Source organism: Streptomyces sp. NPDC088910, assembly GCF_044749865.1.
Classification (GTDB): Bacteria; Actinomycetota; Actinomycetes; order Streptomycetales; family Streptomycetaceae; genus Actinacidiphila.
Map to the genome: position 1 here is coordinate 19,208 of NZ_JBIVIV010000016.1, position 14,755 is coordinate 33,962.

Below are 14,755 nucleotides of genomic sequence, written 5' to 3' on the forward strand. Positions count from 1 at the left end.
GGTCCGGGACCCGCTACGCGCGGAACGCCCCGGTGGCGGTGAGCCGCAGCGCCGTGTCGATCAGCGGCACATGGCTGAACGCCTGCGGGAAGTTGCCGACCTGGCGCTTACGGCGCGGGTCCCACTCCTCGGCGAGCAGACCCAGGTCGTTGCGGAGCGCCAGCAGCTTCTCGAAGAGCTTGCGCGCCTCCTCGACCCGGCCGATCATCGCGAGGTCGTCGGCGAGCCAGAACGAGCAGGCGAGGAACGCCCCTTCGTCGCCGGGCAGGCCGTCCAGATTCTCCTCGCCGTCGGCGCCGCTGGAGACGGGGTAGCGCAGGACGAAGCCGTCCTCGGTCGACAGCTCCCGCTGGATCGCCTCGATGGTGCCGATGACCCGCTTGTCGTCCGGCGGCAGGAAGCCCATCTGCGGGATGAGCAGCAGCGAGGCGTCCAGCTCCTTGGAGCCGTAGGACTGCGTGAAGGTGTTGCGCTCCCGGTCGAAGCCCTTCTCGCACACGTCGTAGTGGATGTCCTCGCGCAGCTCCTTGAGCCGCTCCAGCGGGCCGTCGACCTCGCCGGACTCGATGAGCTTGACGGTGCGGTCGACCGCGACCCAGGCCATCACCTTGGAGTGCACGAAATGGCGGCGCGGGCCCCGGACTTCCCAGATGCCCTCGTCCGGCTCGTTCCAGTGCTTCTCCAGGTAGCGGATCAGCTTGAGCTGGAGGACGCTCGCGTAGTCGTTGCGGGCCAGGCCCGTCATGTGGCCCAGGTGCAGGGCCTCGGTGACCTCGCCGTACACGTCGAGCTGGAGCTGGTGGGCCGCGCCGTTGCCGATCCGCACGGGGGAGGAGCCCTCGTAACCGGGCAGCCAGTGCAGCTCGTTCTCGCCCAGCTCGCGCTCGCCCGCGATGCCGTACATGATCTGGAGGTTCTCGGGGTCGCCCGCCACCGCGCGCAGCAGCCACTCGCGCCAGGCGCGGGCCTCGTCGCGATAGCCGGTGCGCAGCAGCGAGGACAGGGTGATCGCGGCGTCGCGCAGCCAGGTGAAGCGGTAGTCCCAGTTGCGGACCCCGCCGATGTCCTCGGGCAGCGAGGTGGTCGGCGCGGCGACGATCGCGCCGGTCGGCCCGTACGTCAGCGCCTTGAGCGTGATCAGCGAGCGCACCACCGCGTCCCGGTACGGGCCGGTGTACGTACACTGCTCGACCCACTCGCGCCAGAAGTCCTCGGTGGCGGTCAGCGACGCCTCGGGCTCAGGCAGCGAGGGCTGCGGCTTGTGCGACGGCTCCCAACTGATGGTGAACGCGATGCGGTCGCCGGGAGCGACGGTGAACTCGGAGTACGTCGTCAGATCCTGGCCGTAGGTGTCGACATCGGTGTCCAGCCACACGGAGTCGGGCCCGGCCACCGCGACCGTACGGTCGCCGACCTTGTGCACCCACGGCGTGATCTGCCCGTAGGAGAAACGCATCCGCAGGGCGGAGCGCATCGGGACGCGACCGTGCACGCCCTCCACGATCCGGATGACCTGCGGTGCGCCGTCACGCGGCGGCATGAAGTCGATCACACGGACCGTGCCGCGCTCGGTGTCCCACTCGGACTCCAGCACCAGCGAGTCGCCCCGGTACCTGCGGCGCGTCGCGGCCGGCGGCTGGTCGTCCTTGCCGTGCGCGGGGCCGAGCCGCCAGAAGCCGTGCTGCTCGGTACCGAGCAGTCCGGCGAAGACGGCGGGCGAGTCGAACCGGGGGAGGCACAGCCAGTCGACCGTGCCGTCCCGGCAGACCAGTGCGGCGGTCTGCATATCACCGATGAGGGCGTAGTCCTCGATGAGCCCGGCCACGTGCAACTCCAGTCGAACGACAGGCGCCGCCCCCGCTGGGGACGGTCTTGCGGTCTGGGGATTTTGGACGAGCTCATGATCCGGGAACTGGGCGGGGATAGTGCCGTGCCGGTCGGCTCGTAGCAATGCGTCCGTGCAGGATACGTCGTCCGAGGAGGGCGTGCGCATGTCTCCGCGATCTTCGCTCCGCCGGTCGGGTGTACCGGCCCCGCGGCGGCTCCACGACGGCCCCGCGGCTGCGCTACAACGCCTTACTACGGCCCTTCGACGGCGCTTCGACGGCCAGAAGAGCGCACGAAAGCTGCCCGAAGACCTCACGAAGACCTCACGAAGACCGCCGGGCGACCGCGCGATGGCCGTCCGGCGGCCGGGCGGTGGCGGCCCGGAGTGGCGAAAGTCATCGGTCGTGCCCGCCGGCCGCCGTGGCGCATCATTCGGCGGCCGGGGTCGCTGATACCCTGGTAGCCCGTGGGCCGGTGGGATGAACCACTGAACCGCCGCGACGGCGCTCCCAAGCACGAACGCCGTCCCGACCCTCACCTCGCGACCACGGGAGCCCCCTCTTGGCAGCTTTTCTGAAGAATGCGCCGAAATCCACGACGAAGCACATCTTCGTCACCGGTGGTGTGGCCTCCTCTCTCGGCAAGGGCCTGACGGCCTCCAGCCTCGGGGCGCTGCTCAAGGCACGGGGCCTGCGGGTCACCATGCAGAAGCTCGATCCTTATCTCAACGTGGATCCGGGCACCATGAACCCCTTCCAGCACGGCGAGGTCTTCGTCACGGACGACGGCGCCGAGACCGACCTCGACATCGGTCACTACGAGCGCTTCCTCGACGTCAATCTGGCGGGTTCCGCCAACGTCACCACCGGCCAGATCTACTCCACGGTGATCGCCAAGGAGCGGCGCGGCGAGTACCTCGGTGACACCGTGCAGGTGATCCCGCACATCACCAACGAGATCAAGTCCCGTATCCGCCGGATGGCCACCGACGACGTGGACGTCGTCATCACCGAGGTCGGCGGCACGGTCGGCGACATCGAGTCGCTGCCGTTCCTGGAGTCGGTCCGCCAGGTCAGGCACGAGGTCGGCCGGGACAACGTCTTCGTGGTGCACATCTCGCTGCTGCCGTACATCGGCCCCTCCGGCGAGCTGAAGACCAAGCCGACCCAGCACTCGGTGGCCGCGCTGCGCAACATCGGCATCCAGCCCGACGCGATCGTGCTGCGCGCGGACCGCCATGTGCCGGACGCCATCAAGCGGAAGATCTCGCTGATGTGCGACGTCGACGAGGACGCGGTGGTCGCCGCGATCGACGCGCCCTCCATCTACGACATCCCCAAGGTGCTGCACACCGAGGGCCTGGACGCGTACGTCGTCCGGCGGCTGGACCTGCCTTTCCGTGATGTGGACTGGGCCCAGTGGGACGACCTGCTCAAGCGGGTGCACGAGCCCGCCCACGAGGTGAAGGTCGCGCTGGTCGGCAAGTACATCGACCTGCCCGACGCCTATCTGTCGGTGACCGAGGCACTGCGCGCCGGCGGATTCGCCAACAACGCGAAGGTGCACGTCAAGTGGGTCACCTCCGACGACTGCCGGACCCCGGCGGGCGCGGCGGCGCAGCTCGGCGACGTGGACGCGATCTGCGTGCCCGGCGGCTTCGGCGACCGAGGCGTCGAGGGCAAGGTCACCGCGATCACCTTCGCCCGTGAGAACCGCGTCCCACTGCTCGGACTCTGCCTCGGCCTGCAATGCGTGGTCATCGAGGCCGCGCGCAACCTCGCCGGGATCGCCGACGCCAACTCCACCGAGTTCGACCCCGGCACCGGACACCCGGTCATCTCGACCATGGCCGAGCAGCTCGACATCGTGGACGGCAAGGGCGACCTCGGCGGCACGATGCGCCTGGGCACCTACCCGGCGAAGCTCGCCGAGGGCTCCATCGTCCGCGAGGTCTACGGCGACCAGCCGTACGTCGAGGAGCGGCACCGCCACCGCTACGAGGTGAACAACGCCTACCGCGCCGAGCTGGAGAAGGCGACCGGCATCGTCTTCTCGGGCACCTCGCCCGACAACAAGCTCGTCGAGTACGTCGAGTACCCGCGCGAGGTGCACCCGTACCTGGTCGCCACCCAGGCGCACCCCGAACTGAAGTCCCGCCCGACCCGGCCCCACCCGCTGTTCGCCGGGCTGGTCAAGGCGGCGGTCGCGCGCCAGCAGCAGGACGCGCAGGAGCGGCAGGGCTGAAGGCGGCGTTACGGGAGCGGGCCCGGCGCCCGCTCCCGGTCACTCGGTACGGTCACGGACTCGGAAGGCGCAGCATGCTGAAGGACACTCAGGAGGAGTGGCGGGTCACCGTGACCTCCACGCCGTTCACCGGCAAGAAGACGTCGGTACGCACGGACGAGGTGGTCATGCCCGACGGCACCACCGCCGTCCGCGACTACCAGGTCCACCCCGGCTCGGTGGCCGTCCTCGCCCTCGACGACGCCGACCGCGTCCTCGTACTGCGCCAGTACCGGCACCCCGTACGGCAGAAGCTCTGGGAGATCCCGGCCGGACTGCTCGACATCCCCGGCGAGAATCCGCTGCACGCGGCCCAGCGCGAGCTGTACGAGGAGGCGCACGTCAAGGCCGAGGACTGGCGGGTCCTCACCGACGTCTACACCAGCCCCGGCGGTACGGACGAGGCGGTACGGATCTTCCTCGCGCGCGGTGTCTCCGAGGCGGACGGCGAGCGCTTCGCGGTCGCCGAGGAGGAGGCCGACATGGAGCTGGCCCGCGTCCCGCTCGCCGACCTCGTCAGCGGGATCCTCGCGGGCGACCTGCACAACAACTGCCTGGTCGTGGGCGTCTTCGCGCTCCAGGCCGCGATGAACGGCGCCGGTCTCGACGCGCTGCGGCCCGCCGAGTCGCCGTGGCCCGCGCGGCCCTTCACACCCTGACCGTCCCCTCCACAGCTTCTTCACAGCTCCCTCATCGGTCTCGATGATCCGATGGAGTGATCATTTGCGCGGTCGGCCGCGTCGGAGCCCCGGACCGGCCCGACCGCGTGAACTAGGCTCGTCGCCGTAGCCGCGTACCCGCGCATCCGCGCCCCGCGCGGACGACCCCACTGAGCCGGGAGCGTAGGCCGTGACGGATCAGGCGCTGAACCCCAACGGGACCCCTGCGGGAGCGGACGCCCCGGCGGCACCTGAACCGGACACGGCCCCCGCACCCGCCAAGGCGCGCGCCCGCCGCCGACGGTCGGCTTCCGCCGGCTCCCCGACGCGCAAGGGCCCGGCCCCCGAGGCCCCTTCTGCCGCCGTCGAGTCCGGGCCGGAGCAGCCGCCCGCGAAGGACGCCGAGCCGTCGTCCGCGACCGGCCCCAAAGCCGAACGCACCGCCGCCGGACCGGACGCCGAGCCGGAACCCGAGTCCGAGTCCGAGTCGGCACCGGACACTCCGGCCGCGCGTCCGGCGAAGGCCGAGCGCACCGCCGCTGTCGCGCCGGGAACCGAGAACGGGTCCGGGGCGGACACCGGGGCCGACGTCGAGGCGGACCCCCAGCCTGATCCCACGCCTCATCGCAAGGCCGACCCCAAGGCCGACCCCAAGGCCGGGACCGCGCCCGCCGCGCCTTCGGACGTCGGCGCGGGCGCGGCCCGCCCGGTGAGCCGGACCGGCGAGGTCACGGTGCGGGTCGGCGCCGCCGTATGGGCGGGAGCCCAAGGCGAGGGTCAATTCGTGGGCCGGGAAAGGGAGTTGGCGGAGCTGCGCGGAGAGATCGGACGGCCGGGCCTCGGAAAGCAGGGGAAGGGGCGGGCGCGCGTGCTGCTCGTCGCCGGACGCCCCGGCGTCGGTCGGACCGCGCTCGCGCTGCGCCTGGCCGAAGACCTGGCCGACGACTACCCGGACGGCCAGGTCTTCCTGCGCATGACCTCCCCGGAAGGGGAGCCCGTACCCGCCGAGCAGGCCGTCCGCGCCCTCCGCCGAGCCCTCGCCCGTACTCCGGGAGCCGACGGATCGGCCGCCCCCGTAACACCCGCCGCTCCCGCCCCGGCCGCCCCGTCCGGCGGCCCCGCCGCCACCTCGCGCAAGACGCTCCTCGTCCTGGACGACGTCCTGCGCGCCGATCAGCTCGACGGGCTGATCCCCGACGCGCCCGGCAGCCTTGTCGTCGTCACCTCGGACGGCCCGCTGCCCGGAGTGCCGGACGTGCGGCCGTGCACGCTGGGCGGGCTCGACACGCCCGCCGCCGTGGAACTGCTCGCGCACAGCATCGGCTCCACCCGGGTGACCTGCGACCCGCGCGCCGCCGAGGCCCTGGTGCAGGAGATCGGCGGGCACCCCACCGCGCTGCGGCTGGTCGCCGCCTGGCTCGCGGCCCGGCCGACGCTGTCCGTGGCGGACGCCGCGACCCGGCTGCGTACCGTCTCGGCCGACGCGCCCGCCGCGCCCTCGGCCGAAGCGGACAGGACGGCGCCTTTGCGCGCCGCCGCGCAGGGCGAACTCGTGCGGTCCTTCCGGCTGGTCTACGAGGACGTGCCGCAGACCGCCGCGCGGATGCTGCGACTCCTGTCGCTGGCACCTGCGGGCATGGTCGACGCGCAGGTCGCCTCGGCGCTCGCGGGCTGTTCCGTGGCCGCCGCGCAGAGCACGCTCGACGACTTCGTCGGCGGCGCCCTGCTGGCGCCGGGTCCGGTGACGGGCGACGAGCTGCCGCCGCAGTACCGCCTGCCCGGCTGCTTCGAGCCGCTGCTGCGCGGGCTGCTCGAATCCCGCGACCGCCCGGAGGAGGTCCGGCTGGCCCGGGCCAGGATGCTGGAGCGGACCGTACGGCTGCTGCTGTCGTGCGGCTCGGCGCTCGTGCGGATGCGGCTGCCGGACGACGGCCCGCGCAGCCTCAGCTTCGACTCGCCCGCGACGGCCGCCGAGTGGCTGCGGTCCCGGCTGCCCGCGCTGCTGGCCTCCGCGCGGGTCGCCGTCGCGGACGGCGATCTGGACACCCTGGCCAGACGGCTGATCGCCGCCCAGGTGCAGGCGCTCGCCGCCTTCCCCGGCGGGAACGCGATGGCGGCCGAGCAGTACGAACTGCACGGCCTGGTCCTGGACGTCGCCGAGCGGCGCGGCCTGGACCGGGAGAAGGCGGCGGCGCTGATCAATCTCGGCGACCTGGACGCGGCGGCGGGCCGTTCCGACCGGGCGCTCGACCGGTACCGCGCCGCACTGGGCGCGGCCCGCAAGTGCGACGACGCGGAGGCCGAGGGCCGGGTGCTGGAAGCCCTCGGCGGTACGTATCAGGAGCGGCACGACCCGCAGCGGGCCGCCGACTGGTACGGCAGGGCGCTCGCGCTGCGCCAGGAACGCGGCGAGACCTTCCACGAGGCCCGGCTGCACGGCCGGATCGGCGCGCTGTTCACCTACGACGGCCGGTACGGGCCCGCGCTGCGCGAATGGCGCGCCGCCGCCGGGGCGTACCGGCGGCTGGCCGACCTGGGCGCGCAGGCCCGCGCGCTGACCGAGGCCGCGCGGGTGCAGGAGTACGCGGGCTACCCGGAGGACGCGCTGCGGACCTGCCGCGACGCGCTGTACTGGGCGCGCAAGGCGGGGGAGCGGCGGCTGGAGGGCGCGATCCTGCTGCGGCTCGCCGACACGCTCGACCGGCTGGGCGATCCCAGCGGCGCCACGGTCCAGCGCGCCGCCGCGAACCGCCTGCTCAGCGAGGGCGAATCGGCGCCGAACTGACGATCGCCGCGCTGTATACCTACGAAACTGCCAATGGTCTCGGCCAAAGTGGTCACTTTGTAAGGCTGGACAGAGAGTCTTCCTTCACTAGACTGGCTTTCTGCCGCCCCAAAGCGGTCATTCTTCCCTGAGCGCAAGGACCGTGATCGACGTGAAGGTGGGCATCCCCCGCGAGGTCAAGAACAACGAGTTCCGCGTGGCCATCACCCCGGCAGGCGTGCACGAACTCGTCCGCAATGGACACCAGGTCTTCGTGGAGCAGGGCGCCGGCGACGGCTCGTCCATCCCCGACGAGGAGTACGTCTCGGCCGGTGCGGGCATCCTCGCCACCGCCGACGAGGTGTGGGCCACGGCCGATCTGCTGCTCAAGGTGAAGGAGCCGATCGCCGAGGAGTACCACCGGCTCCGCAAGGACCAGACGCTCTTCACCTACCTGCACCTCGCCGCCTCCCGCGCGTGCACGGACGCGCTGCTGGAGTCGGGCACCACCGCCATCGCGTACGAGACGGTGGAGACCGCGAACCGCCAGCTCCCGCTGCTCGCCCCGATGTCCGAGGTGGCCGGCCGGCTCGCCCCGCAGGTCGGCGCCTACCACCTGATGCGCTCGGCCGGCGGTCGCGGCGTCCTGCCCGGCGGCGTCCCCGGTGTCCAGTCCGGCAAGGCCGTCGTCATCGGCGCCGGTGTCTCCGGCTGGCACGCCACCACCATCGCGCTCGGACTCGGCTTCCACGTCACGCTGCTGGACAAGGACGTCAACAAACTGCGCGAGGCCGACAAGGTGTTCGGCAACCGCGTGCAGACCATCGCCTCCAACGCCTACGCGCTGGAGAAGGCCGTGCTCGACGCCGACCTCGTGATCGGCGCGGTGCTCATTCCGGGCGCGAAGGCACCGAAGCTGGTCACCAACGAGCTGGTCTCGCGCATGAAGCCGGGATCTGTCCTTGTCGACATCGCGATCGACCAGGGCGGCTGCTTCGAGGACTCCCGCCCCACCACGCACGCCGAACCGACGTTCCCCGTACACCAGTCGGTGTTCTACTGCGTCGCGAACATGCCCGGCGCGGTTCCCAACACCTCGACGTACGCGCTGACCAACGCGACGCTGCCGTACATCGTCGAACTGGCCAACCGCGGCTGGCGCGAAGCGCTGCGACGTGACGCGGCTCTCGCTCTCGGTCTCAACACGCATGAGGGACAAGTTGTTTACGGTCCGGTGGCCGAGGCGCACGGCCTCGACTCCACCGACCTGCACGCGCTGCTGGGCTGACCGGCGGCCACTGTGACCAGGCGCGTCAACATCGCGCCAACACCGCACCACCGGCCGGGTCTTGTGTGTCGAGGCCCGGCCGTTCATGTGCTTACGCCCTTGACAGCGGGGTGTTCGGTTGCCGACACATCGTGCCGTGTCCGGCGGATTGTGTTGCTGTGGACCACCGACACGCCATAGAGTCGCGAATCGTCGGCTGTAGTCACGCTGACCTGTCTAGAAGTTTCCTGGTCACCAAGGAGGTAAGACGACTTGTGAATGAGTCGACATTTGCTCCCGGGGGTGGTCAACCAGGAATGACCGTCGGTTCCGTCGCGGTCCGCACCTTCGAGTCCCGCCGGCCCGAGACGAACACAGAGACGCAACCTGCTTACGCCATGGCGCCTTTCAACGACAACGACCTGCAGGACGGTCAGTTCTACGACCCGGATGCCGAGTACGAACCGGATCCGGAGTACGCGGCCACCCTCGCCCCGGACGCGGCCCGGCAGCGCCGCGAACGCGTCGGCCCCACCGGCCGGCCCCTGCCGTACTTCCCGATCCCCAATCCGCTCACCAACCACGGCCCCGCGAAGATCGTCGCGATGTGCAACCAGAAGGGCGGGGTCGGCAAGACCACCTCGACCATCAACCTGGGCGCGGCGCTGGCCGAATACGGCCGCCGGGTGCTCCTTGTCGACTTCGACCCGCAGGGCGCGCTCTCGGTCGGCCTCGGGGTCAACCCGATGGAACTCGACATCACGGTCTACAACCTGCTGATGGAACGCGGACTGGCGGCCGACGAGTGCCTGCTGAAGACCGCGGTGCCCGGCATGGACCTGCTCCCCAGCAATATCGACCTGTCGGCAGCGGAAGTGCAGCTCGTCAGCGAGGTCGCCCGCGAGTCGTCGCTCCAGCGCGCCCTCAAGCCGCTGATGGCCGACTACGACTACATCGTCATCGACTGCCAGCCCTCGCTCGGCCTGCTGACGGTCAACGCGCTCACCGCGGCGCACTCGGTGATCGTTCCGCTGGAGTGCGAATTCTTCGCACTGCGCGGGGTCGCGCTGCTCACCGAGACCATCGAGAAGGTCCGCGAGCGGCTCAACCCCGAGCTTGAGCTCGACGGCATCCTCGCCACCATGTACGACTCGCGCACCGTGCACAGCCGCGAGGTGCTGGCCCGGGTCGTCGAGGCGTTCGACGAGCACGTCTTCCACACCGTCATCGGCCGCACCGTGCGGTTCCCCGAGACGACCGTGGCGGGCGAGCCGATCACCACCTACGCGTCCAACTCCGTCGGCGCGGCCGCCTATCGCCAGCTCGCCAGGGAGGTGCTCGCCCGGTGCCACGCCGAGTGAGTCTGCCGGGCGCCGACGAGCTGTTCCGGACGACCGGAGGAGCGGCGCTCCAGGCCCCGCAGCCACGGCAGCACCCCGGCGGCCCCGGCCCCGGCGGCTCCGGTGGTTCCGGGAGCTCCGGCGGCTCCGGTGGTCCGGGCGAAGGACAGAACGGTACGCAGGCGGACGGCCGGCTGCGGTCCGTACCGGTGGCCGACCCGGCCGCCGGGAACGACGCGGCCGATCCCGCGGACGACGACGAAGGGACACGACCCTCCGGCACCGCGGGACAGGGCGAGGACAACGCGGAACACGGCGGCCGGGACATCCCGACCTCACGCCGCCCGCTGACCGCCGAACGGGCCGGTATGCCGTCGCCCGCCGCCTCCTCCGGCACCATGACCGCGCCCGCGCCGCAGCCGCAGGCCGCACCGGTCCAGCCCCCGATCACCGCCCAGCCGCAGCCCCAGCAGGCGCGGCGCAAGGCCGCCCGGCAGAACCGCCGTCCCAGCGGGCGCGAGCGGCACGACGAGAAGATCACCGTCTATGTCTCCGCCGAGGAGCTGATGGATCTGGAACACGCCCGGCTGGTGCTGCGCGGTGAGCACGGGCTCGCCATCGACCGCGGCCGGATCGTCCGCGAGGCCGTCGCCGTGGTGCTGGCCGATCTGGAGTCGCGCGGCGACGCGAGCATCCTCGTACGCCGTCTGCGGGGCCGCTGACGCCCCGACGGCGCGCGGTCGGGGAACGGGGCATGGCCTGCTGCGGCGAGTAGCCTGCACAGACCACTTCGTACCCTGGACCCCGATGCCGACCTCACCCGCCACTCCCCGCCGCAGCCTCGGGCTCGGCGCCGCCGCCGAGGCGGAACCGACGCCTGCCGTGACAGCGGAGCCGCCTGCCGCGGTGGCGGAACAGGCCGTGGAAGAGGCGGTGGAAGAGACCGAGCCCGCCGAGCCCGCGGCGCCGGTCGAAGCCGTTGAGGCCGAGCCGGCTCCGGCTCCGGCCGGAGGGGACCGTTTCACCGTACGGCTGGCGAATTTCGAGGGGCCGTTCGACCTGCTGCTCGGGCTGATCTCCAAGCACAAGATGGACGTCACGGAGGTGGCGCTGTCGAAGGTCACCAACGAGTTCATGACGTACATCCACGCCATGGGCCCGGACTGGGACCTCGACCAGACCACCGAGTTCCTGGTCGTCGCGGCCACCCTGCTGGACCTGAAGGCGGCCCGGCTGCTGCCGTCCGCCGAGGTCGAGGACGAGGCGGACCTCGCGCTGCTGGAAGCACGGGACCTGCTCTTCGCCCGGCTGCTCCAGTACCGGGCGTACAAGCGGATCGCGGCGATCTTCGCCGAGCGGCTGGACCACGAGGCGCTGCGCTACCCCCGTACCGTCGGCCTCGAACCGCAGCACGCGGAGTTGCTGCCCGAGGTCGTCCTCAGCATCGGCCCCGAGCGCTTCGCGCAGCTCGCGGTGAAGGCGATGCTGCCCAAGCCCAAGCCGCAGGTGTACGTCGACCACATCCACGCGCCGCTGGTGAGCGTCCGGGAGCAGGGCGAGCGGGTGATCGCACTGCTGCGGGAGCTCGGCGTGGCCAGTTTCGGGCAGTTGACCGAGGACGCGCCGGACACGCTGACGGTCGTGGCGCGCTTCCTCGCGCTTCTCGAGCTGTACCGGGAGAAGGCGGTCGCGCTGGACCAGGAGGAGGCCCTCGGGCTGCTCCAGGTCCGCTGGACGGGCGGGGAACAGGACACGGCGGCGCCGCTGGTGACCGACGAGTTCGACCAGGAGGCGGCGGCTCCGGCGCGCAAGCCGGAACCGCGGCGGGAGCCGGAACCGGTGCCGGTGCCGGAGTCAGTGCCGGTGCGTGAGCCGCAGCACGAGCAGGGAGAGGCCGAGGAATGACGGACGTGTCGGATATCACCGGGGCCCTTGCCGCGGCCGGCGCGGCAGGCGATACGGCGGCGCCCTCGGGCCTGCTCGCCGCCGCGACCGCCGAGCTGGAGCTGAAGCCCGCCCTGGAGGCCGTGCTGATGGTCGTCGACGAACCGGCCACCGAGGAGCACCTGGCCAAGGTCCTGGAACGGCCGCGGCGGGCCGTCGGCAGGGCGCTGCGCGAGCTGTCCGACGACTACACCCGCGAGGGACGCGGCTTCGACCTGCGGCTGGTCGCCGGTGGCTGGCGCTTCTACACCCGGCCCGCCTTCGCGCCCGCCGTGGAGAAGTTCGTCCTCGACGGCCAGCACGCCCGGCTCACGCAGGCCGCGCTGGAGACGCTGGCGGTGGTCGCGTACCGGCAGCCGGTCAGCCGTTCGCGCGTCTCGGCGGTCCGCGGAGTCAACTGCGACGGCGTCATGCGCACCCTCCTCCAGCGGGGGCTGGTCGAGGAAGGTGGGACGGAACCCGAGACAGGTGCGATCCTGTACAGGACGACGAACTACTTCCTGGAACGTATGGGCCTGCGCAGCCTCGACGAGCTGCCCGAGCTAGCACCGTTCCTGCCGGAGGCGGAAGCGATCGAGGCGGAGTCCCAGGAGGGGCTTCCGTCGTTCGATCCGGACGCGCCGGACGACACCTCGACAACGGACACTTGATGCGAAGCAGCGACAGGAACAGCGGCGGCAACCGGAACCCGCGGGGCGGCGGAGGCGACAGGCCCCGTGACGCCGACCGGCGTGGCGGTGCCGACCGGCGCGGCGACGGCCGCTCGGGCGACGGGCGCTCGGGGGACGCGCGCCGCGGTGAGGGCCAGAGCCAGCGGCCCAAGGGCACGCCGCGTCCCGAGGAGCGCCGCTACGACGTGGGCAGCACCGGCCAGTCCGGTGCGAACAAGCCCGGCGGCATGCCGCGTACCAAGCCCGGCAGCAACAAGCCGACCGGCAACCGCGGCCGCAAGCCGGTGCCGGCCCGGCCGCGCGAGCTGGACGCGCAGATCGAGGAGCGCAACCGGGAGCGGCACAGCAAGCCGCAGATCAAGACGCCCAAGACCTTCCCCGGCGCCGAGCAGGAGGGCGAGCGCCTGCAAAAGGTGCTCGCGCGGGCCGGAATGGGTTCGCGCCGCGCGTGCGAGGAGCTGATCGAACAGCACCGCGTCGAGGTCAACGGGCGGATCGTCACCGAGCAGGGCCTGCGGGTCGACGTGGACCACGACGAGGTGAAGGTCGACGGGCTGACCGTAGCCACCCAGTCGTATCTCTTCTTCGCGCTCAACAAGCCGGCCGGTGTCGTCTCCACCATGGAGGACCCCGACGGCCGCCAGTGCCTCGGCGACTACGTCACCAACCGCGAGACCCGGCTCTTCCACGTCGGTCGGCTCGACACCGAGACCGAGGGCCTGATCCTGCTCACCAACCACGGCGAGCTGGCCCACCGGCTGACCCACCCGCGCTACGGCGTGCAGAAGACCTATCTCGCCGCGATCCAGGGGCCGCTCCCGCGCGACCTCGGCAAGCAGCTCAAGAGCGGTATCGAGCTGGAGGACGGCTGGGCCCGCGCGGACCACTTCCGCGTGGTCCAGAACACCGGCAAGAACTACCTCGTCGAGGTCACCCTCCACGAGGGCCGCAAGCACATCGTCCGCCGCATGCTCTCCGAAGCGGGCTTCCCCGTCGACAAACTGGTCCGCACCAGCTTCGGCCCCATCCCCCTCGGCGACCAGAAGTCCGGCTGGCTCCGCCGCCTGACCAACACCGAGGTCGGCATGCTGATGCACGAGGTCGAGCTCTAACCCCACCGCCCCGCCCCCCGGCCCCGCCGGACCGCCGGGCCCGCAAGTGCGGACCCGCGAAGGCGTCCGTCCAGATGGACGGGCGCCTTCGCGCGGGTGAGCTACGCGGGCTTGGGGGGGAGTGGGAAGGTGGCTGAGGTGCGGCGGACGCGGGTGAGGAAGGCTTCTATGCGGGGGCGGTCGGGGTCGGGGGGGAGGGGGGAGCGGGCGGCGGCGGTGTCGGTCTCTTCGTGGAGCGTGCGCATCCAGGCGCGGACCTCGTCCCAGCTCAGTTCGCCGCGCTTGACGGACAGCAGGCGCTCGCGCTGGTCGCCCACGTCGATGGTGAGGCGGCCGGTGCGCAGCAGGTCGCGGCAGGACATCAGGAGCCGCAGCAGGTGCATGGCGTGCTTCCAGCGCGGCTGGCCGTGGGTGCGGATGTCCGCTTCGAGGCGGCCGAGCTGCTGGGCGGCGTAGCCGCGGAAGGTGGCGTCGGCGCGGCGGGAGAGGAACGCGTCGCGCAGGTCGAGGAGTTCGAGCCCGGTCGGGTCGGCGTACTCCACCAGCGGTGAGTGCAGGCATTCGAGCAGATTGGGGTTGGCGCGCAGCGCGAGCGAGCAGAATCGCTCCAGCTCCCAGGAGAACTGTTCGTGCCGCGGTCCTGTGACATGCGTCGGCGGCTTGTCGAAACGCCAGAACAATTCGGTGGGCGCCACGTACACACCCCGCCGGTCGGTGTCACTGCCGTCGGTGGCCAGACCGAAGGCGCGCGAGCCCATGACGCAGGCATAGACCGTGTGGTCCCGGACAAGGTCGTGCCCCAGCGGATCGCGCATGAGGGCGATTATCGCCATGAAGTCCGACCAAGCGCCGGAGTTTCCACTGCTTCGTGCGGTGATCACGTTGCGG

11 protein-coding genes are annotated in these 14,755 nt (G+C 71.5%); 9 read left to right on the plus strand and 2 right to left on the minus strand.

Going from position 1 to position 14,755, the window contains the following annotated elements; all coding sequences use genetic code 11:
- Positions 1-13 precede the first annotated feature (13 nt).
- Positions 14-1,831 carry a glycoside hydrolase family 15 protein gene (locus tag ACIP4Z_RS30430; RefSeq protein WP_391048613.1) on the minus strand — a complete coding sequence of 606 codons (1,818 nt, stop codon included), beginning with the start codon at positions 1,829-1,831 and terminating at the stop codon, positions 14-16.
- A gap of 569 nt (positions 1,832-2,400) precedes the next feature.
- Here ACIP4Z_RS30430 and ACIP4Z_RS30435 point away from each other — a divergent pair.
- From ACIP4Z_RS30435 to ACIP4Z_RS30475, 9 genes are all read left to right on the plus strand, one after another.
- On the plus strand, positions 2,401-4,071 hold the full coding sequence (locus ACIP4Z_RS30435) for a CTP synthase (protein ID WP_355333611.1): 1,671 nt from the start codon (positions 2,401-2,403) through the stop codon (positions 4,069-4,071).
- Positions 4,072-4,145: 74 nt separating this feature from the next.
- Positions 4,146-4,769, plus strand: coding sequence for an NUDIX hydrolase (locus ACIP4Z_RS30440; protein WP_355333518.1), 624 nt, complete (start codon positions 4,146-4,148; stop codon positions 4,767-4,769).
- 190 nt (positions 4,770-4,959) lie between these two features.
- Positions 4,960-7,554, plus strand: a complete 2,595-nt coding sequence (locus ACIP4Z_RS30445) for a tetratricopeptide repeat protein (protein WP_401313483.1) — start codon at positions 4,960-4,962, stop codon at positions 7,552-7,554.
- Between the two features lie 151 nt (positions 7,555-7,705).
- Positions 7,706-8,821 (plus strand): alanine dehydrogenase, encoded by a 1,116-nt coding sequence (ald, locus tag ACIP4Z_RS30450; RefSeq protein ID WP_355333609.1) that lies wholly within the window; start codon positions 7,706-7,708, stop codon positions 8,819-8,821.
- A 377-nt stretch (positions 8,822-9,198) separates the two neighbouring features.
- The gene (locus ACIP4Z_RS30455) at positions 9,199-10,161 is read left to right on the plus strand and encodes a ParA family protein (protein ID WP_355333513.1); all 963 of its coding nucleotides are present in this window, start codon (positions 9,199-9,201) and stop codon (positions 10,159-10,161) included.
- Positions 10,146-10,862: a hypothetical protein gene (locus ACIP4Z_RS30460; RefSeq protein WP_401313485.1), complete on the plus strand. Its 717-nt coding sequence runs from the start codon at positions 10,146-10,148 to the stop codon at positions 10,860-10,862. Before ACIP4Z_RS30455 ends, ACIP4Z_RS30460 begins: the two co-directional genes overlap by 16 nt.
- A gap of 85 nt (positions 10,863-10,947) precedes the next feature.
- Entirely contained in the window at positions 10,948-12,045 is a 1,098-nt protein-coding gene (locus ACIP4Z_RS30465; protein WP_401313487.1) for a segregation and condensation protein A, read from the plus strand.
- Entirely contained in the window at positions 12,042-12,734 is a 693-nt protein-coding gene (scpB, locus tag ACIP4Z_RS30470; RefSeq protein WP_391161353.1) for an SMC-Scp complex subunit ScpB, read from the plus strand. The genes ACIP4Z_RS30465 and scpB overlap by 4 nt, the downstream gene beginning before the upstream one ends.
- The gene (locus tag ACIP4Z_RS30475) at positions 12,734-13,867 is read left to right on the plus strand and encodes a pseudouridine synthase (RefSeq protein WP_188285806.1); all 1,134 of its coding nucleotides are present in this window, start codon (positions 12,734-12,736) and stop codon (positions 13,865-13,867) included. Before scpB ends, ACIP4Z_RS30475 begins: the two co-directional genes overlap by 1 nt.
- A gap of 101 nt (positions 13,868-13,968) precedes the next feature.
- Here ACIP4Z_RS30475 and ACIP4Z_RS30480 read toward each other — a convergent pair whose 3' ends face one another.
- Positions 13,969-14,682 (minus strand): DNA polymerase beta superfamily protein, encoded by a 714-nt coding sequence (locus ACIP4Z_RS30480; RefSeq protein ID WP_391048599.1) that lies wholly within the window; start codon positions 14,680-14,682, stop codon positions 13,969-13,971.
- Between the last annotated feature and the right edge of the window lie 73 nt (positions 14,683-14,755).

Bases quoted from the DNA above. Each gene is read 5' to 3' on its own strand.
- ACIP4Z_RS30465 (WP_401313487.1), top strand. From the start codon at position 10,948: ATGCCGACCTCACCCGCCACTCCCCGCCGCAGCCTCGGGCTCGGCGCC.
- ACIP4Z_RS30480 (WP_391048599.1), bottom strand. From the start codon at position 14,682: ATGCGCGATCCGCTGGGGCACGACCTTGTCCGGGACCACACGGTCTAT.
- ACIP4Z_RS30440 (WP_355333518.1), top strand. From the start codon at position 4,146: ATGCTGAAGGACACTCAGGAGGAGTGGCGGGTCACCGTGACCTCCACG.
- ACIP4Z_RS30475 (WP_188285806.1), top strand. From the start codon at position 12,734: ATGCGAAGCAGCGACAGGAACAGCGGCGGCAACCGGAACCCGCGGGGC.
- ACIP4Z_RS30455 (WP_355333513.1), top strand. From the start codon at position 9,199: ATGGCGCCTTTCAACGACAACGACCTGCAGGACGGTCAGTTCTACGAC.
- scpB (WP_391161353.1), top strand. From the start codon at position 12,042: ATGACGGACGTGTCGGATATCACCGGGGCCCTTGCCGCGGCCGGCGCG.